This is a genomic window from Companilactobacillus bobalius (assembly GCF_009764355.1).
The window spans coordinates 14471-34809 of the sequence record NZ_LNUA01000061.1 but is presented as its reverse complement, the minus strand read 5'-3'; the positions used below and the strand labels follow the sequence as shown (position 1 = coordinate 34809).

At 34.6% G+C, this 20339-nt stretch carries 17 protein-coding genes; 2 read left to right on the top strand and 15 right to left on the bottom strand.

The features are described 5' to 3' along the window. Nucleotides 1–7: 7 nt before the first annotated feature. Nucleotides 8–1327: a PTS sugar transporter subunit IIC gene (locus tag ATN92_RS14475; protein WP_056953100.1), complete on the top strand. Its 1320-nt coding sequence runs from the start codon at nt 8–10 to the stop codon at nt 1325–1327. A gap of 56 nt (nt 1328–1383) precedes the next feature. Here ATN92_RS14475 and ATN92_RS14470 read toward each other — a convergent pair whose 3' ends face one another. From ATN92_RS14470 to ATN92_RS14410, 14 genes are all read right to left on the bottom strand, one after another. After that, complete coding sequence (locus tag ATN92_RS14470) at nt 1384–2973, bottom strand: ATP-binding cassette domain-containing protein (protein ID WP_056953098.1); 1590 nt, start codon at nt 2971–2973, stop codon at nt 1384–1386. Nucleotides 2974–3193: 220 nt separating this feature from the next. Next, nucleotides 3194–3379, bottom strand: coding sequence for a fibronectin type III-like domain-contianing protein (locus tag ATN92_RS18925; protein WP_234032614.1), 186 nt, complete (start codon nt 3377–3379; stop codon nt 3194–3196). 12 nt (nt 3380–3391) lie between these two features. Continuing rightward, complete coding sequence (locus ATN92_RS14465) at nt 3392–5419, bottom strand: glycoside hydrolase family 3 N-terminal domain-containing protein (RefSeq protein WP_234032613.1); 2028 nt, start codon at nt 5417–5419, stop codon at nt 3392–3394. Nucleotides 5420–5440: 21 nt separating this feature from the next. Then, the gene (locus ATN92_RS14460; RefSeq protein WP_056953096.1) at nt 5441–6706 is read right to left on the bottom strand and encodes a PTS sugar transporter subunit IIC; all 1266 of its coding nucleotides are present in this window, start codon (nt 6704–6706) and stop codon (nt 5441–5443) included. Between the two features lie 101 nt (nt 6707–6807). After that, on the bottom strand, nt 6808–7659 hold the full coding sequence (locus ATN92_RS14455; protein ID WP_056953094.1) for a helix-turn-helix domain-containing protein: 852 nt from the start codon (nt 7657–7659) through the stop codon (nt 6808–6810). A 139-nt stretch (nt 7660–7798) separates the two neighbouring features. Beyond that, on the bottom strand, nt 7799–9133 hold the full coding sequence (locus ATN92_RS14450; RefSeq protein WP_056953092.1) for a PTS sugar transporter subunit IIC: 1335 nt from the start codon (nt 9131–9133) through the stop codon (nt 7799–7801). A gap of 171 nt (nt 9134–9304) precedes the next feature. Continuing rightward, on the bottom strand, nt 9305–10642 hold the full coding sequence (locus tag ATN92_RS14445) for a PTS sugar transporter subunit IIC (protein WP_056953088.1): 1338 nt from the start codon (nt 10640–10642) through the stop codon (nt 9305–9307). Nucleotides 10643–10823: 181 nt separating this feature from the next. Beyond that, nucleotides 10824–11723, bottom strand: a complete 900-nt coding sequence (locus ATN92_RS14440; protein WP_056953078.1) for an ROK family protein — start codon at nt 11721–11723, stop codon at nt 10824–10826. 1 nt (nt 11724) lies between these two features. Beyond that, nucleotides 11725–13161 carry a 6-phospho-beta-glucosidase gene (locus ATN92_RS14435; RefSeq protein WP_056953069.1) on the bottom strand — a complete coding sequence of 479 codons (1437 nt, stop codon included), beginning with the start codon at nt 13159–13161 and terminating at the stop codon, nt 11725–11727. Nucleotides 13162–13208: 47 nt separating this feature from the next. Beyond that, nucleotides 13209–14585, bottom strand: coding sequence for a PTS sugar transporter subunit IIC (locus tag ATN92_RS14430; RefSeq protein WP_056954016.1), 1377 nt, complete (start codon nt 14583–14585; stop codon nt 13209–13211). 141 nt (nt 14586–14726) lie between these two features. Continuing rightward, nucleotides 14727–15470 carry a MurR/RpiR family transcriptional regulator gene (locus ATN92_RS14425; RefSeq protein ID WP_054643512.1) on the bottom strand — a complete coding sequence of 248 codons (744 nt, stop codon included), beginning with the start codon at nt 15468–15470 and terminating at the stop codon, nt 14727–14729. Between the two features lies 1 nt (nt 15471). After that, nucleotides 15472–16290 (bottom strand): SDR family NAD(P)-dependent oxidoreductase, encoded by an 819-nt coding sequence (locus ATN92_RS14420; protein ID WP_056953062.1) that lies wholly within the window; start codon nt 16288–16290, stop codon nt 15472–15474. 130 nt (nt 16291–16420) lie between these two features. Beyond that, the gene (locus tag ATN92_RS14415) at nt 16421–18757 is read right to left on the bottom strand and encodes a glycoside hydrolase family 65 protein (RefSeq protein ID WP_056953050.1); all 2337 of its coding nucleotides are present in this window, start codon (nt 18755–18757) and stop codon (nt 16421–16423) included. Nucleotides 18758–19063: 306 nt separating this feature from the next. After that, the gene (locus ATN92_RS14410; RefSeq protein ID WP_056953042.1) at nt 19064–19306 is read right to left on the bottom strand and encodes a helix-turn-helix domain-containing protein; all 243 of its coding nucleotides are present in this window, start codon (nt 19304–19306) and stop codon (nt 19064–19066) included. Between the two features lie 145 nt (nt 19307–19451). Between ATN92_RS14410 and ATN92_RS14405 the strand changes: the two genes are divergently transcribed. Further along, nucleotides 19452–19688 carry a helix-turn-helix domain-containing protein gene (locus tag ATN92_RS14405; RefSeq protein WP_056953033.1) on the top strand — a complete coding sequence of 79 codons (237 nt, stop codon included), beginning with the start codon at nt 19452–19454 and terminating at the stop codon, nt 19686–19688. 89 nt (nt 19689–19777) lie between these two features. Here the strand turns inward: ATN92_RS14405 and ATN92_RS14400 are convergent, their stop codons facing one another. Then, on the bottom strand, nt 19778–20284 hold the full coding sequence (locus ATN92_RS14400; RefSeq protein WP_056953031.1) for a hypothetical protein: 507 nt from the start codon (nt 20282–20284) through the stop codon (nt 19778–19780). Nucleotides 20285–20339: the final 55 nt, after the last annotated feature.

Genomic DNA, 20339 nt, shown 5'->3' with positions numbered 1-20339 from the left:
GATCAAGATGGATGCTAGTAAAAGCAAAGGTCAAAAATTCTTTGATAAATTTGCCGCTGTATCCGCACGTATTGGATCTGAAGTTCACTTAAGATCATTACGTGATGCTTTCGCCGTTATCATGCCCCTATTCATCCTAGCTGGTGTCGGAGTTCTGATTAATAACGTAGTTTTCCCTAAATTAGCAAGTGGCACTACTTTAACCAATCTACAAGTTTGGGGAAATTTAATTTCTAACGGTACTTTAAACATTGCCGGTCTAATGTTGGCTCCCGCAATCGGATTCTGTTTAGCACGTAACAAAAGCTATAGTAACCCTATCGCAGCTGCAATTATTTCATTAGCCAGTTTAATTATGACAATGCCTATTTCATTAAGCGTAATCCCTACAGGTGCTAAAAAGGCTGTTGACGTGTCTGGCATGCTTTCATTTAGTAATTTAGGAACAACCGGTATGTTTAGTGGTATTATCGTTGGTTTATTAGCTACTGAAGTTTTTATTAAACTATCAAATATTAAACATTTACAAATCAATTTAGGTGATAATATTCCACCTGCTGTATCTGCATCATTCAACTCTTTAATTCCCGCAATTTTAACAGCTAGTCTCTTTGCATTAATTGCTGCACTCCTAGCCGTTTTTGGAAATACTGATCTTGTTACATTGATTACTAATGTAATCCAAGAGCCTCTTAGAAAAGTTAATACCAGTCTATTCGGAATGTTATTTATTTACTCAATTGGTAACTTTCTATTCACACTTGGTATTCACCAAACAGTTATCAATGGTACCTTGCTTGATCCCGTTCTATTAATAAATATGAACAAAAACACAGCCGCTTTTGCTGCTGGACATCAAGCACCATACATCTTAACTAATACTTTCCGTGATACTTTCGGAATGATGGGTGGAACTGGATCAACAATTTGTTTATTGATTGCCATTTTCTTATTCTCCAAACAAAAATCAGGTAGAGAATTAGGCAAACTAGCCATTGCTCCCGGACTATTCAACATTAACGAACCAGTTATCTTTGGATATCCAATCGTCTTCAACATTCCTATGATGATTCCATTCGTATTAACTCCAGTTATTGGTATCCTAATTGCTTACTTCTTTACTGCAATTGGATTTATGAATCGAGTTGTCGTAATGGTTCCTTGGACTACTCCACCATTGTTATCAGCCTATCTAGCAACTGCTGGCGATTGGCGAGCCGTCTTAGTTCAAATACTTACAATTATAATTGGCGTGTTCTTCTACTTACCATTTATGAAGATAAGTGAACGTGTTCAAGCAAAACAAGCTGAACAAGCATTAGATTAAAAAAATCGTATTAGTAGAATCCATCTACTGATACGATTTTTTTGCGTAATAACCTATTAAATATTTTCCAAATTTATAGTTTGAGTAAAATACTTTTTGTTCTCCTTATTAAACTTATGAGCCACCTCTATTACTGTTCTCTTCTGATCATCAAGCAAGTTTCTTTCTACTATTGAAGACGTATCGTAATCTAATGCCGACGTACCTTCATCTAACAATGCAATCGGCGTTCCTTTAATATAATACCTGGCCAAAGCCACTCTTTGTTGTTGCCCTATCGATAGATTCAAGCCATCGTCTTGAACAACTACATCATCGTTATTAAGAAAATCTACTTTTGCCATATTCAGAGATTCTTTGAATAGTTTCTCCTCAATATTTTGTTTCCAGAGAGTCACATTATTCTTAATACTCTCAGCGAAAAGATATGGTTTCTGATCAATATATGTAACATTTTTATTTAATGATTTATAATCAATATCTTTCAAATCTAATCCATCAATTAAAACTTGCCCCTCATAGTTCTTAATCTGTCCACTAATTATCTTTAAGAGAGTGCTTTTACCGACCCCACTATTCCCAGTAATCAGCACTTTTTCACCTTTATTTATTGATAAATTAAGATTTTTTAAAATATCCTTTCCACCAATCGAATAAGATAAATTTTTAATCTGAATATTCTTTTCAAAGTTAGGTAATTCTGACTGAGAATTCGTAATTTCCTTTTGGCGAGTTAAATTAACTTTTAATTTTTCTATGATAGGATTGATTGCCTTAATTTGCGTATATTCACTGCCAATTTGAGATAACGAATTAAATAAAGTCGCTGCCAAATTACCAGTAGAGCTAATAGCTCCCATGGGAATTATTTGCCCAATTGCTAGAATCCCCGTTAATAAATCTATCCCTATCTGACAGAAAATACTTATACTACCAATGGAATTCTCAACGCGCTTAGAAGTCTTTATATAATCAACCTTATTTTTCGAATATTGTCGAGAATATTTATTAACCAATTTAGGCAAAACTGATAAACGATTATAACTATAAAGTACGTCAAAGCCATTCAAAATATTAGAAATTTTACTATTTAATTTTTCATTGGAACTGGACAATTCTTCAGTAACCTTCCCCATTGGCTTGGAAAGTAAATTAGGCAAAGTCATGAGAATTCCTGCTAATACTACAGTTGCCGCCAATAAATAGTAACTATAAAGAGCCAACGCAATCGCCGATGATATGATCGCAAAGATGTTGGATAAAACCAAATAAAGATTGTTCAAGTAATTTTTTTCGATCATCCCAACATCATTTGTATATTGAGAAATATATTGCCCCGTATTCATTTTATGAAAATGTGAATAAGTATCCTCTGACATATCGGTAGCAATCTTCACACGCAAATCTGCACAGATCTTTTGAACAAATTTTTCTTGAAAGAATGCCTGATAGTAATCACTCAATAATAATAGAATCCATACTGCAAGATTGATTAAACACCAGAAAAACAATTTCTTGATATTTCTATCAAAAATGGCATTCGTTGAATATGTTAATAAAACTGCTGTGAATGCTGATAACACTGCATTAATAATGATCCAAATTATATTTAACCAATGATTTTTAGTATTCAAATATTTCCCCATATAATCTCCCCACTTTCAGCACGTTGTTTTCGTGTTTCCTTGGGCATTATATTATTACTATTGGTCATGTAAATCAATATTAATGTTAAAAAATATTATATCATTTTATTTTTTTTAAATGTAATTGGAAAATACACACACAATTTCTTCTTAATTTTATTTTTAGATAAATAAAAAAGTAAACGGGATAAAAAATTCCATTCACTCTTTTATTTATTTTCTATTTCAATTCAAATGAATCATATTGATCAGTATCGCTATTCGGTCCAACAAACACATTGAATTCTCCAGGTTCAAGCGTCAACTTATTATTAGTCCCATAGAATTTAAGCATATCTGAGGTTATATCAAATGAAACATTTTTTTGTTCCTTTGCTTTTAAACTAACTCTCTTGAAACTCTTCAATTCCTTAATTGGTTAAACTACCGAAGCAAATTTATCTTGTAAATAGAGCTGAACTATTTCAGTAGTATCAACATTGCTTTTATTTTGTAAATCTATAGTAGCCACAATTTTATCTGACTCACCATTCATTTCTTTGGATGATAGTCTTAAGTTATCGTAACAAACTTCGCTATAAGAAAGACCATAACCAAATGGATACAATGGATCATTAGGAATATCCAAATATTTAGACATAAATCTACTACTGTGAGTAGATGTTCTTACTGATCTACCTGTACTGAATTGACTATAATAAACTGGCAATTGCCCCACTGCATAAGGGAAACTCATTGATAATCTCCCTGAAGGGTTGGCCTTACCAAAAATAATATCGGAAATGGCATTACCACCCTCTGTTCCTGGGAACCACGCCTGAATAATTGCCTCTAACTTAGGTTCAATATCGGTTAAAATCATAGGACGACCACTAATATTTACTAAAATGATTGGTTTATTCAATTCAAATAATTTATTCAACAAATGCAATTGATTATCAGGTAATGTCAAATTCCCCCTGCTACCAGCTTCACCACTTTCAATAGTATGCTCTCCACCAGCAAATACAATAATGTCAGCCTTTTGGGCAGCTTCTAGTGCTTTATCGTTATTTTCTTTTTCAACTGCATCTGATGAAACTATTTTTTTGATTTGTTCTTCATTCAAACCAATGCCTTTAAACATTGCCTTATCACGTAAAATATCAGTTCCTTTGGCAGTCAACAATTTATCTGAGTTCAAATATGTTTTAAATCCATCCTCAATTGTCACTGTTTCTTTTCTATCACCGTGTACTGCCCATAGTCCAAGTAATTCATGTTCATTTTCGTATGGACCAATGAGCGCAATCTTTTTATTATCCTTAGGATTTAATGGCAAGATGTTATTCTTATTTTTAAGTAGCACCATTGCTTCAGTGGAAACTTTTCGAGCCAATTGTCTCTTCTCTGGAGTTAAAACAGATTTCTTTTCAAGTTCTTCAGATGAACCACGATATGGATCCTCAAATAATCCTAATTCATTCTTGAGTTTTAGTACTCTCCAAACGGCATCGTCAATTTTCTTTTCATCTAATTCTCCTTCACTAACTAATGGCTTCAATTCGTTAGCGTAACAGGGAGACTTCATATCAATATCAACAGTTGCATTCATTGCCAATTTTGAAGCTTGTTTATTATCTTGTGCAAAACCATGTGCTACTAATTCAGAAATAGCCGCATAATCACTGATAATAATTCCATCAAAATTCCATTCTTTACGGAGTATATCTTTTAAAATCCATTTATTTCCTGTTACTGGAACACCATTTAGAGTATTAAATGATGACATGACCATCTTGGCACCCGCATCGACAGCAGCCTTATATGATGGTAAATAATATTGTCTCAATCTATTTTCAGACATATCTGTGGCATTATATTCTCTACCTGATTCAACGGCACCATATGCTGCAAAGTGTTTTATACAAGAGGCTATCCCATACTTAGGTAAATCCTCTTGAAATCCCTTTACCATAGATTCTGCAAATCTAGAATTCAAGTATGGATCTTCTCCAGTAGACTCTAGAACTCTCCCCCATCTGGCATCACGTGCCAAATCTATCATTGGAGCAAATGTTACCTGATTACCACTCGCATAAGCTTCCTCAGCTGTATTACGATATGCCTTTTGAATCAAATCCGGATCCCATGTAGCGCCTAACCCTAATGGAATTGGATAAACAGTCTTTAATCCATAAATAATATCTGACATAAATATCAAAGGAATTGGATGTTTCTTATTTTTCAAATTATCATCTTGAATTCTATGTGTTTCCTTGGCACCAACGACGTTCATAACCGACCCACATAAATCAACCATTTCCTTTGTGATACCTAACTTCTTCTGTGGACCAAGCGAAACATCTTTAGCACTAAAAAATTCACCTGATAATTGAATTAATTGCCCAATCTTTTCATCTAAGCTTAAACTATTTAGTAATTCTCGTAATTTTCTTTCTTCCATGAATCACAAATCCTTTACTAATTATTTACTTTCTTGTTCCAATTTATATGCTTTATTATCTAGATGTTTGAACCATGGATACCATAACAATGGTGAAAGAACTAATTGTAAAAGAACTTGTAAGATGATAATTGAAACATGTCCTTCAACTGCAGCATGGAAACCTAATGGCAATCCAAAGACGGCCTGTGCACCAATAAATCTAGAAACAATTCCTACTTTTGTTAACAGATATGAAATAACTAAAGCAATTGTATTATTTGTAATGAATGGTACGGCTAAATCAAAGTTTAATACTAATGGTGTTCCAAATATAACTGGCTCTGTAATACCGAATAATGCTGGAACTATCGATAGACGTCCCAATTCTTTATATTGTTTACTCTTAGAAGCGAACATCATCAATAGAACCAAACCTAGTGCTAAACCACTCCAAGTAATAACATTAAAGAATGCTAAGCCAATAATATTTGGAGGTGTTTGGCCTTTGGCAACCGCACTCAAATTCTCCATATCCATTGAAAGCCAAATAGGTGTAACTAATGGCAAGATAACATTTGTACCATGGATTCCAAAGAACCATAAGATTTGCATCAACAAACTGACTAAAATCATTGCCCAGATAGAGCCACCCACGTTACGTAATGGTTGCTGAATAAGTGAGAAGATCATCTGATGGACGCTACCCCAACTTGTTAAAGCAAATAGATAACTAATGACACCAAAGACGGCACCAATTACGACTGCGGGAATTAGAGCACTAAAAGCATCTGAAACCATTGGTGGAACACTAGATGGCATTTTAATTGTCCATCCATGTTGTTTAATATAAACGTAAAATCTTCCTACAATTAAACCAACAATCATTGCTGAGAACACACCTTGTGCTGATAACCATGTTGTCGGAATGGCGGCAATATCGCCACCTTTATGAGTTATTTGACCTAATGGAGTCAAAATTAAAAATGACATTATTGAAATAATTCCGGCCATTGAACCATCATCATTTTTTAAGAAATGTGGTACTAAAAACTTAGCCATTAAAAAGGCAATATATAAGGCTAAAGATCCAATTGTAAATGTGTTAATTGCTGTCAAAACATTTGTTAACGGAGCAATTTTTAATTTACCGGTGAAAATAGATAATAATACCGCTATAGAACCTAAAATTACTGGACCAAGGGTTGCCATCATTGCACCCATTATGGTCTGTAAATATTTATTAGTACTAAACTTATCAAGCGCCGGAGTTATCTTATTGAAAAACGCTTGTATTTTATCTTTCATTATTTTGTCCCCCTAAATAATATTTCTTTATTACATTCCTTATATTAAGCGCTTTCATATACTGAATCTTGCTCTATATTTACCAAAAACATGTAATATATCTACTTTTTTTGATATAAGTTTCGATATTCTCTAGGAGACACTTGGTACGTTTTTTTAAATAGATTATAAAAATTTCTGTAATTAACGAACCCGACATCTAAAGAAATTTCTAACAAATTTTGATCTGAGTTTATCAACCTTTTAAAGGCATCATCTAATCTAATAGCATTGACATAATCAGTGAAATTAATTCCCAAATATTTTTTGAAATAACGTGAAAAATATTCTTTAGAATAATTAAATTTTGCTGATACATCATCTAAACTGATCTCTTGTTTATAATTTTCGTTTATGTATGTAACAACTTTAGATAAATGACTCAAATTTTTATCATTCTTTTTAATAGTTGCATCGTCTACCTCAATTATTGAAGTGACAACCAGTCGTGCTAATAAATTATAAACATTGGCCATTTTTTTCAAATTATTTTCTATATTATTCGATGACTCATAATTAACCTCCTCTACGAGATTATTTAAATATTTAAATATTGATTTGTTCTTTAAAGGACTTTTAAGAGTATTAACGTCAAAAAGCCATAATCGATTATATTCACCCGTCGAAACCGTCTTCATAAAATCCAACGGAAATTGAATAACTAAAACCAAATTCTTTTCTGGACTTTGCGTAGCATGTATTTGATTAGGATTAATCACTATGACGTCATTACTTTTCAATAAATATTCTGAGCTTCCCTCCCATACTCTTAAACTACCTTCGATGCAAAATAATAACTCGGTATTTTGATGCCAATGTTTGGGAATATATCTATCCAAATTTTGAGCAGAAAAAGAAAATATATTAACGGGTAAATTATTTTTATTAGTTATAATTTCATGATTTATAGACATTGCTTTATCCTTTCCCTTAATTTTTCACTTAATCAATATAACGATTAATAAAAGTAATGTATACATACTCTAATAAATTGCAGTAAATAAAAAAACTCATGAGCTTACAATACCCATGAGTCTTTAACAACCTAATATATTAAGCTTTAGCACTAGCCTCAGCTTGTTCTTGTTTATAAAGGATTGCATCTTGTTTGTGTACAAATGGATAGTAAACAAAGAATGATGCGGTAATGATGATAGCTTGCCAAATCATAACTTTCCAACCACCAATCAAGAATCCTGAAATTACTGGTGGTGTAGTCCATGGTACTTGTACACCATTCAGGTATGGTAAGATACCAATCTTAATTAAGAAGTATGTTGAAAGCATTGAAAATGTTGGCATGAACATGAATGGCAACAACATGATTGGATTCAAAACGACTGGTAAACCAAAGAGGATTGGCTCATTGATATTGAATATGGCTGGAACAAATGCCAATTTACCAATACTCTTTAATTGTACTGACTTAGCGAAGAACAAAAGATAGACAGCTAATCCAAACGTCATTCCGGCCCCCGTAACGGTACCAAATTGATCCATTAATGATTGTGTAAAGATATGTCCACCTAAAGCTTGGGTTACAACACCGTGAGCTTTAAAAATTTGAGCATTTTGGAGTGCATTAGCTTGTAGTAGTGGTCCCATAATTCCTCCAACAATGATGGAACCATGAACACCAAAGAACCACAAGAATGGTACCAAAATACCAACTAAGAAGACACCTCCGGCTGTATCAGTTATTCCTTGTAAAGGTGTTTGAATTGTTGTATAGATCCATTGTGTTACAGTTTCATGTACTACTAAATCAAAGAAGATATAAACGAGCAAGAAGCCTGTCACGATTACAAAAGCTGGAATCAAAGCGATGAATGATTCAGCAACTGCGGGTGGTACGGCATCAGGTAATTTAATTGTTATATGATGTTTTAAAAACCAAGAGTAGATCCAACCTGTCAACAATCCAACTAGGATTGCAGCAATCATCCCTTGACCACCTAGCCAAGTTCTATCAATAAATCCACCTAACATTGTAGGTGCTTGTTTTGCAGCAATAACTGTTTTAGTACCATTCATAACTGCTGTAGTTGGACGCATAATCAATAGAAAACTGACTAGAGCTGTCATTCCAGCTGGAAGTGGTTCGAACCCAGCATCCTTTGCCCAATTATAGGCAATACCAACAACAGCAAAGATTGCCATAACACCAAATGAAGCATTATAAGCCTGTGTCCAATATGGCGTTAAACCAACCTTGTTCATCCAATTAGCAACCGCTGGAACTGGAAATGAACTAAGTAGCAAGAAAACAGAACCCACCATGATGAATGGTAAGGAAACTAACATACCATTTTTGATTGCGGTTATGACACGGGTATTAACAAATTTCATCATACCTGGCATAATCCTTTTATTGAACCAATCATTCATATTCTCACCCCCATCAGATAAAAATATTTAATATTTAAAATTATTTTGGTTCGACACAAATCCTATCATCTTTATTTATTATTGATAGTTATTATGACAAGGGGGAAACATACAAATTGGACAAAAAAACTCATAAACCATGAATTGTGGTTTATGAGTTTTCCGTTTTTATTAAGCTTTAATACCTGCAGCTTCATCTTTTTCTTGCTTGTAAAGAATCATATCCTGCTTGTGTACGAATGGATAGTAAACGAAGAATGATAAAGCAATAATAATTGCTTGCCAAACCATAACTTTCCAACCACCAACTAAGAATCCTGAAACAATTGGTGGAGTAGTCCATGGTACCTGCACACCATTTAGATATGGAAGAATACCAATCTTAATTAAGAAGTATGTTGAAAGCATTGAAAATGTTGGCATGAACATAAATGGTACAACCATAATAGGGTTCAAAACAACTGGCATACCAAAGAGAATTGGCTCATTAATATTAAAGATAGCTGGAATAAATGCTAATTTACCAATACCTTTAAGTTGCGCTGATTTGGAGAAGAATAAGATATAAATAGCAAGTCCAAATGTCATTCCGGCACCTGTAACGGTACCAAATTGATCAAGTAATGATTGTGTAAAGATATGGCCACCTAAGGCTTGTGTTACAACTCCATGTGCTTTGAAAATAGTTGCATTTTGTAAAGCATTAGCTTGTAGTAATGGACTCATAATACCACTAACAATAGTTGAACCATGAACACCAAAGAACCATAAGAATGGAATTAAAATACCAACTAAGAAGACACCACCGGCAGAATCAGTCAAACCTTGTAGAGGTGTTTGAATTGTTGTATAAATCCATTGTGTAACAGTTTGATGTGCTACTAAATCAAAGAAGATATAGATAATCAAGAAACCACACACAATTACAAACGCAGGAATCAATGCAATAAATGATTCTGCAACTGCAGGTGGAACTTGTTCAGGCAATTTGATAGTAATGTGATGTTTTAGGAACCATGAATATACCCAACCAGTAATCAAACCAACTAGAATTGCGGCAATCATACCTTGACCACCTAGCCAAGTTCTATCAATGAATCCACCAAGCATTGTTGGTGCTTGATTGGCTGAGATAACAGTCTTTGTTCCGTTTAAAACAGCAGTTGTGGGACGCATAATTAAGAAGAAACTGACCAAAGCAGTCATTCCGGCTGGAAGTGGTTCAAAACCAGCATCCTTAGCCCAATTATATGCAATACCAACAACAGCAAAAATTGCCATAACTCCGAATGAAGCATTATATGCTTGGTTCCAATATGGAGTTAACCCCGTAGCATCCATCCAGTGAGCAACTGCTGGAACTGGAAATGAAGCCAATAGTAAGAAAACAGAACCAATCATAATAAATGGCAATGATACTAACATACCATTTTTAATGGCAGTTATAGCTCGAGTATTGACAAACTTCATCATACCCGGCATAACTTTTTCGTTAAACCATGTTTTCATAAATTTCACCCCTCAGTGTTTTTGCAAACACTTAAATTTTGAATCCTCAAAATGAATGAAATCATTTTATGTTGGAACACAGTCTAAAATACGATTTCCATAGAACAACACACCATTCAATTTGAATAATACAGTAACCAAAATCATTGTTATCAATATCCCCTCATTATCTTCATAATTTTTAGGCGTGAATCAATTGATAAACTGCACCGATCATCCCAGCATCATTCTTTAACTTTGCTGCTTTGACAAGTGGTAAATCTATATCCTTAATACTATTATGTGTAGCTTTAACTTCTTTAATCGTCTTATTTAGATTATCGATGAATTCAGTATTGGCACTAATTCCACCACCAACAATTACTACTGCTGGATCAAAAGAAACTTCCAAATTGATAATTCCCTTTGCCAGACTATGATAGTAACTCTTCAAAACGTTCTGAGCTAAAACTTCCCCATCATCAGCACGTTTAAAGATTAGGCGGGCATCTTCAACTGGTTGACTACTGAACTGATTATATCGTCTGATCAAGCCAATGACAGTTGCACCACGGAAATTTAGACTGCCCATCTCAACATCAATATCATCATCTTCAACAATCATCCAACCGAATTCACCAGAACGAGCATGAGCACCACGATAGATTTGATCATTAATAATCATCGCACCACCGACTCCAGTTCCTAGAACTAAGCCAATATAGTCGTGGACTCCTTGAGCTGAACCAATCCACTTTTCAGCGATTGCTGCAGCATTAGCGTCATTTTCGATTTTAGCAGGCAAGCCTGTTTTTTCCTCTAATAATTGAGCCAAATTGATACCTGTAAAACATTTCACAGCACCAGAAGTTGTTAGGAAGCCATCTACTTGAACGACACCAGGCATACTGACACCGATTCCTAAAACGTCCTTATCAAGTGATTGAATTTCTTTAACAGCGGTCACCAAGTCATTTAATAACCCAGCTTGATCATCGACGTTAGTTTTAAAATGTCCTTTATTGGATACAACTCCATTTTCATCAACTAAACCATACTTGACTGAAGTTCCTCCAATATCTAAACCTACATAATTTTTCATCTTAATCTATCTCCGCACCATTGGTTTTGATGACATCCTGGAACCAATAGAATGAGTCTTTCTTATAACGATTCAAACTACCTGTTCCATCATCATTCTCATCAACGTAGATCATACCATAGCGTTTAGACATTTGACCGGTACTTGCGGCTACCAAATCAATACAGCCCCAAGGGGTATAGCCAATCAAATTAACACCATCTTTCAAAACAGCTTGTTTCATTGCACGGATATGATCAGTCATATAGTCAATTCGATAATCATCGTGAACTTTGTTGTCACTAGCCTTTTTATCGATAGCGCCAAGTCCGTTTTCAACGATAAATAATGGTAAGTGATATCGATCATTAAACCAGTTTAGAGCATATCTCAAGCCAACTGGATCGACTTGCCAACCCCATTCACTAGCTTTGACATAAGGATTTTTAACGCGATCATGACTTTCATTGTATTCAAGCTTGCCAGTATCCTTAACTGCAAAGGACATGTAATAACTGAAACCAATGTAATCAACTTTACCTTGGCTTAACACTTGCAAATCATCGTCGTTCATATCCAAATCAAAATTACGTTCTTGGAAATGATTCAACAACCATTGTGGATAGAATCCATTTACGTGAACATCAGCGAACCAGAACCTTGTTTGCATCGCGCGTTGAGCAAATAGGATATCTTCTGGTTTAGATGTAAGTGGATAAATTGGAGTCATTGCAATCATGCAACCAATTTGAAAATCAGGATTGATCTCGTGACCAATTTTGACAGCTTTGGCACTAGCAACTAACTCGTAATGAGCTGCTTGATACATCAATTTTTCATTATTTTCTTCTGGTTTAGGAACAATTCCTGAATCAGTGAACAAAGCGTGAGTTGATTCATAATCAGTTTGATTATTGATCTCATTGAAAGTCATCCAATATTTAACTTTATTCTTATAACGTTTGAAGACAACTGTAGCAAATTTAACAAAGAAGTCGATTACCTTACGACTGCGCCAACCACCATATTTTTTAACCAAATGATATGGCATTTCAAAATGGGACAACGTAATTACAGGTTCAATGTTGTATTTGTGTAGTTCATCAAACATATCGTCATAAAACTTTAATCCGGCTTCATTAGGTTGTTCATCGTCACCATTGGGAAAAATTCTTGTCCAGGCAATTGATGTTCTAAAACACTTGAAGCCCATTTCAGCAAATAATTTTATATCTTCAGGATAACGATGATAGAAATCAATTGCATTGTGATTAGGATAAAATTCATTAGGATCAATTCCATCAGTAATTTTTCTAGGCACACCGTTGGCTCCAATAGTCATCACATCAGCTGTACTGATACCTTTACCACCTTGATCAAACCCACCTTCTAATTGGTGAGCAGCTACAGCGCCACCCCACAAAAATCCATCTGGAAATGTTTTTCCTTTTAATGTCATAAATTTGTCCTCCTCAAATGCGTTACATCATCGTTATATATTTATAATTAAGCTTCTACAGTACCGTTGATGTCTTCATCTTCGGCACCTTTTTCAATTTTTTCATCTTTGTCTTCATCATCGTCAGGAACAGCCATCTTGTTAGCTGCCAATACGAATGGGAAGTACATAGCTACGGAAATTGCTAAACAAACAAATCCAATTACTAACCCTAACAAATTACCACCAGTTCCTAAGAACGGCATTAAAGGTCCAGGGGTCGTCCACGTCATACCTATGGCCGGCGATGGTATCCAATTAAAGACAACAGTTACAAAGTAACCAACCAAGATATTAACAACAGGTGTTAATACAAATGGAATAGCCATGATTGGGTTTAAAACGATTGGTAGACCAAACATCAAAGGTTCATTGATATTGAATAGTCCTGGAACAAAAGCCAATTTAGCAATAGCACGGTAATCTTTTCTTCTTGATACTAAGAAAATTGCAATGATAAGACCTAAAGTCATACCAGAACCACCCATGTTAGCAAATACATCGTTTAGAATTCCCCATGTAACACGATGTGGAACACCTACAACACCATGAAGGTTGATATATGTTTGATTACTCATATCAGCTTCAGTAAAGATCATTGATCTCAAAGCATTCAAAGTATTTGGACCATGAATACCTACAAGCCATAGTAAGTTTTGAACAATGGCAATAATGATAACACCGTACAAGTTAACTCCGATATGTGTTAATGGTGTTTGAATTGATTTGTAGATAACATCATTAATACCACCGGGTGCAACTAATTGAATAAGATAATTCAAAATTGAAGCAACCATAATAACAAAAACAATTGGAATCAAGCCGTTGAATGAACGAGCAACAGCAGGTGGAACCATTTCAGGCATCTTAATTTGTAGTTTCTTGATCTTTGTTAGTCTTGGTAAGAATTCACCAACTAAACCACCACAGAGCATAGCAACGAACAAACCTTGAGCACCAAGGTATGTTGTTGGTAGATATGTAACTCCACCCTTCATGATTGAAGGTGTGTACATAATCATAAATACTGCGATACCAGTCATACCAACTAGCATATCATCGGCTTTGAAATACTTAGCCAAGTTTCTAGCAACTAGATAGGCAATGAAGATTGAAAGAATATTCATTGTTCCGTTAGTTACAGAAGTAAGAAGCTTTTGTGCTTCTTCCAAATGTGGGAAAAATTTCGGTAAGAATAAAATTTGTGCAATGAAACCTTGTTTTGAAAAAATAAGATTATTAATCAAAATAACCAGTGAAGCAGCCATTGTGATTGGAAATGTGTACATGAAAGCATCACGGATAGCAGCGATGTGACGTTGTTCGTTTAACTTAGTAGCAAACGGAACAATGTGTTTTTCCATGAACGCATTGAAACTGTTCATCATAATATTGAATCCCCCTTTATTTGATTACAAATACTAGTATAGAAAAACGCTTACAAGATGTGAATACTTTGTAAGCGTTTTGAATTGCTGTACCTAGGCTTTGAATGATATTCCAATCGTGGTACAGCATGTTCCTTATTATATTTTTCGACTAATATCTTGATTATGCAGTTCCATCAATAAACCATCAACGATATAAACACACGGTACCTGACTTGTTAAATCATAGTATTTATGAATTCTAGTTTCTGGAATATTATAGCTAAGCGCATAGCGACCAATTCTAGCGATGGGACTCTCAATATTTCCCGTCACGCTGACCAAAATTGTATCCGGACTATTAACAAAATTATTTAAAGTTTCCAAAATCTCACTAGTTCGTCCCGAAACTGACAGGGTAACAATAACATTATTGGAAGTATTGTGTAATTGTTGAATCAAAGGATAAAACGGATCTTTAACCGCATATGAATTGAATCCTAATGACGCCGCTTGTCTGGAGGCATATTCAGCAATTGCACCAGATCCCCCCATTCCAAAGAAGACAATATTATCAGCATCTAACATCAAATGAGCTACCAACTTAATTGTCTTTTCAATATCATTGGGAAAAGCATTTCGATCAATAATATTCAAAACATCACTCTTTGAACGCATTAAATCCTGATTCTCACTTTTAAATGAAACCTTGAACTCAGGAAAACTACTATAGCCAATCTTATGAATAAAGCGCATAACGGAAGAATTTGATACATGTGCTCCCTGAGACAAGTCACGTACTCTCATTAAAGGAACTTGTTCATCGTGATCAACGATATATCGATAAATAGCCATATCGACTTCTGACAATTTATCAATATCTTTAAATCCAAAAAATGCCATATTAAATCCCCTTCATCATCTTGGATAAAACTGCTCGATAAGTATTAGGCATCGTTCTAGCCACTAGGACCATCCCATGATCAACGATTGAATGATAGTATCGACGTTTTGGCTTAATATCAGTTGCAGCTCTATAGAATACTTTTGCCAAATCCTCAGCCGTTGCTTCACTGAAAGTAATCTTTGAAAAGAGTTCCTCTGTTTTATCAAGCATATTCTCATAGGGTGAATTCTCAACTAAATTCTTCTTAGCATTTTCAAAGGCAATCTTGCTCCATTCAGACTTAGTCAAACCCGGTTGGACGATAACTGAACGAATTCCAAATTGTTTGACCTCTTGATCTAAGACATCACTCCACATATTCAAACTAGCTTTAGTTGTGTAATACCAACCACCAAGAGGACTGTAAATATTAGAACCAACTGAAGAAATATTGACGATACGGCCTGAACCTTGTTGTCTCATCTGTGGCAAAACATATTTTGTTATTTGAGCAGCTCCAAAGACATTGACATCAAATTGCTTTTTAGCATTCTCAATTGGCACCTCTTCAATCGGACCAAATTCACCATAACCAGCGTTATTTACTAAGACGTCAATTTGGCCTTGTTCACTAATAGTACGATCGACTAAGGCACGCACTGAAATAGCATCAGTCACATCCAAACTCTGTGTGTGAATACCTTGTTCCTTTAAATCAGTTAATCTCTCAATTCGACGTGCGCCACCATAGACTTCAAAACCTTGTTCCTTAAAGTACAAAGCCGCCGCTTTTCCCATCCCTGAAGAAATACCTGTGATTATCGCTACTTTTTTCATAATTTCCCCTCCTATACTATTACGTCAATTCTATTATAGAAAGCGGTTTAATTATTCAAAAATATAAAATTAATTAGTTAATAACAAAAAAGTCTTATCAACTCCTCAACAGAATTGATAAGACTCTTCTTTAATCCTCTACGTTCACTTCAATCGATATAGGGATTTCTATTTTTGAATTAGCAGCAACGTGATAAATCTCATTGTGGTTAATAAAAGTAATGGCGTCTCCTAAAACAGATACTTGGAAGGTATCCTTGTACACATCAATCTTCAACAGACTGCCATGCCAATTAATTTCAAAATGCAAACTATTCCATTTGCTTGGAAGATGCGGTTCGATTCTCAATTGACCATCAAGAACTCTGATACCACCGAATCCTTCAACAATCATGTTCCAAATACCACCAATTGAGGCCATATGTAACCCTTGAGCTGATTTACCGACGCCTGTCCCTAAATCGACCTCACATGCTCTCTCAAAATAATCATAAGCTTTATCAGCCAAATTTAAATCACTGGCCAAAATACTATGAGTTGAGAAAGATAGTGATGAATCGTGTGTAGTCTTGGGTTCATAGTAATTCCAATTGGCAAGTTTAATATCGTCGCTAAATAAATCTTCAAATAAGAAGACTAACAATAAGACATCAGCCTGCTTAGTAACCTGTAAGTCATTGATTTGTTGCAAATTGTAATCCTTGAAGATCTTTGCATGACCTCCATCGGATTGGTACTGAGTTGTTTCAATTATTTTCTTTTGTAAATATGTATCGTCTTCTGGAATAACATCGAATTCATTAGGCTTTGGTAGAAAAATTAAATCTACCTTAGATATCCAATCCTGATAAGCGTCATCGAGTTTTAATCTCAAATTCAATTCGTTATATATTTCTGGATTAGAGTTCCTCAATAGACCGACCACAGCAATGGCTTTTTGAATACACCAGAAAGCCGTGTAGTTAGTAAACGCACTGTTATCAATATGCTCCTTGTACTCATCAGGTCCAATCACATTATCGATCACAAACTTCTTACGTGCGGGGTCCCATTCTAGACGACTAGCCCAGAACTTAGCAGCATCTAAAATAATTTCATAGCCCATTTCCTCAGCAAATCGCTCATCTTTAGTAATTGATAAGTATTGCATTACGGCAATAACTACATCACTGGTAATGTGCTGTTCCAAAGAACCAGAAAGAATCCGCATTGGTTTCCCAGTTACGATATCAACTGAACCCCAAGGTGGTGTCATTTCACCATCCGTCGACCAAGCAGACTCCCAAGGAAATTGAGCTCCCCAGTAACCGTTGGCTTTAGCTTTCTTTCTAGCACCATCTAGTCCTAAATAACGATATTTCAAAAGATTACGAGCCATCTCCGGCATTGTAAAGGTAAAGTATGGCAACATATAGATCTCTGTATCCCAGAAAGTATGTCCTTTATATCCTTCACCAGTTAAACCTTTAGCCCCAATATTCATCCTTGAATCCTTTGGAGTATTAGCTGCTAACTGGTAACGAGCAAAGTTAATCGCTACTTGTGGTTTGACATCATCTGAATCAATACTGATCAAACTACGTTGCCAAACGTTGATATTCCAAGCATTAGTTGATTTATTCAATAATTCATCATAATTGAGTAAACTGGAACGTTTAATCGCATCCATTGATATGTCTGAGATAGTGTCATGACCCACATCATTATCAATAGTCGTATAAACATTGGCATATTTAACAAAAGTAAATTTCTCACCTTTAGTTAAATCAACATTGTATTCGTCAAAAATTTGGCGGCGATCCATTCTAATATTGGGTTTAACTTTTAACAATACTTCATCTATGTAGGCCTTTTGTGTCACATTAAAAGCAAAACCAATATTCGTCTGTTGCGTCTTTTCCTGCATTTGCAGAATTTTACCATCAAATAAACGTTTATCGCCTTCAACTAAATGTTGAGTTCCACTATTGGAATATTGACCATCAATCCCCGAATTGAGCTTAATACTTAAGTCACTTTGATCAGAGGTGATTTCCAATTTGGAGACAAATAAATGAACATCACTCATTGAAACAAAACGTGAAAACTTAAAACTGATTCTATTACCGTCAATTAGCCAATCAAATGACCGAACTAACTCACCATTCTTTAAATTGAGATGTTTATGATAGTTTTCTATCAATCCCGTGCTTAAAGAAAACGCTCGTTGATTGATTACGATTTCCATATTTAATAGATCAGGTAAATTAGGAAGTTCTGTGACTTCATCGTTGAACGCATCAAACGTTCCGGCCACGAACATATCACGTCTTTCGTTCAAGTTTCTTTCTTCAGCAGTTGCTCTTATACCTAGATAACCGTTGCCTTGAAACATTATTGCTTCGGTTTTATCAGCCTTGAAGAGGTCGAAGTCGTTGGTACCAATATACCAACTGTCATTATTTTTGGTGGTTACACAATATTCCATAAGTCATCATCCGTTCATTAAAGATATTTTGCCCTCAATATCAGTAATGTCGTTCACATAAATCGAATCCTCTGCCTTTATTGTACTTATTTTTTTGTAGATGTGAACTATTTCACTTGTGATTTATCATTCAAACTTTTGGCAACTAAAAAAGCTCACTCGTTATTCAAGATATTCCTACGAGTGAGCCATAATTCAATATTCATTTATTTTGTTTTTGACCATATTTAATATAATTATTAAACAATATAGATTTATTTATATAGAAGTATCTGCTAATACAACTAATTTTTGAAAGTAAATTTTTTATTTAATCTGCAAATTTTTTAGAATTAATCCTTGTAATTCTTTTAAATCAATCTCGTAAAAATCGGATAATACAAATAAGAGTTCACCATCGATGATCTTATTTTTGTCCGTTTCAATTGCACTCAAAACCGAAGTTGATGTCGTGCAACCATACACTGTTTTTGTAGAATCAACCACTTGTTGGAGCGTCAAATCTTTCAAAAGTCTTTTTTTACGCAAATACTTTCCAATCGTTATCATGTGTCAAATACAACCTATACCTTTCATATATGATATTTTAACTTAAAATATGGTTTTTTCAAAAAAAGTTATTGAAAAAAAAGAATTTCTAGTTTACCATGTTCTTGTCCTTGATTAAGGAAAACTTAAAAAAAGGGAATTTATTATGTATAGTAATCAATATTTAAAAGCATATTTTACGTTAAAGAACATCAAACAAAGTGATATTGCCAAACTTCTCGACAAATCAACATCTACTATTCGTAGAAAGAATGATGACTTAGGGTTCACTCAAAAAGAGATATTATTAATTCATAATAAATACAACATCCCCATTCAAGCATTCTTCTATGATGCCGATAACGATAATACGGATAATTCCACATTTCCAGAAAATTCTTAAAATTATTCATTTGAAATATGCCATCACTAGATAGTTTATTTCAAATTACAAAAAAAGTGCAAATTTTGATTTGCACTTTTTTGTTATCTTCATTTCTGATTGATATCTTGTTGCAATTGATTTAACTCTCCATTATTAGAAAGTTTCTGATATTGTTGATATGCTTGATACCAATTTCCATTATTAATCGCAGTTCTCAATCCAGAATACTCATCATTAGAAAAAATTTCCTGCGCAGCCTTTTGGGATTGTTCCTTTGTCAAAGCAGACGAATCCTCAATAAGTGTAGCTGTCTTTTTCTGACTATCCGCAGCTGACATAATTTCAGACATCTTTTTCTTACCCAAAACCGAAGCAGCTCGATTGATTTTCTCGTCATTCTTGGCATCACCGGTTTTACGAGCCTTAACTCTTTTGACCAGCTCGGACTTCACAGCTTTATCGCTAGGAGTATCATTACCTGTCGCACTGCGCAACATATTGTTTAATGGGAAAAAGAAAACAACACATAAAACTATTAAGACTAGTAGTGAAATGATGATTGTTAAAATTAATGGTTTCTTAGTTTTCTTTTGATGACGCATTTGTTGACGCATAAGATCACCCTTCTTCACGGATATATTACCACCATTTTCATTCAGAATTCATTTT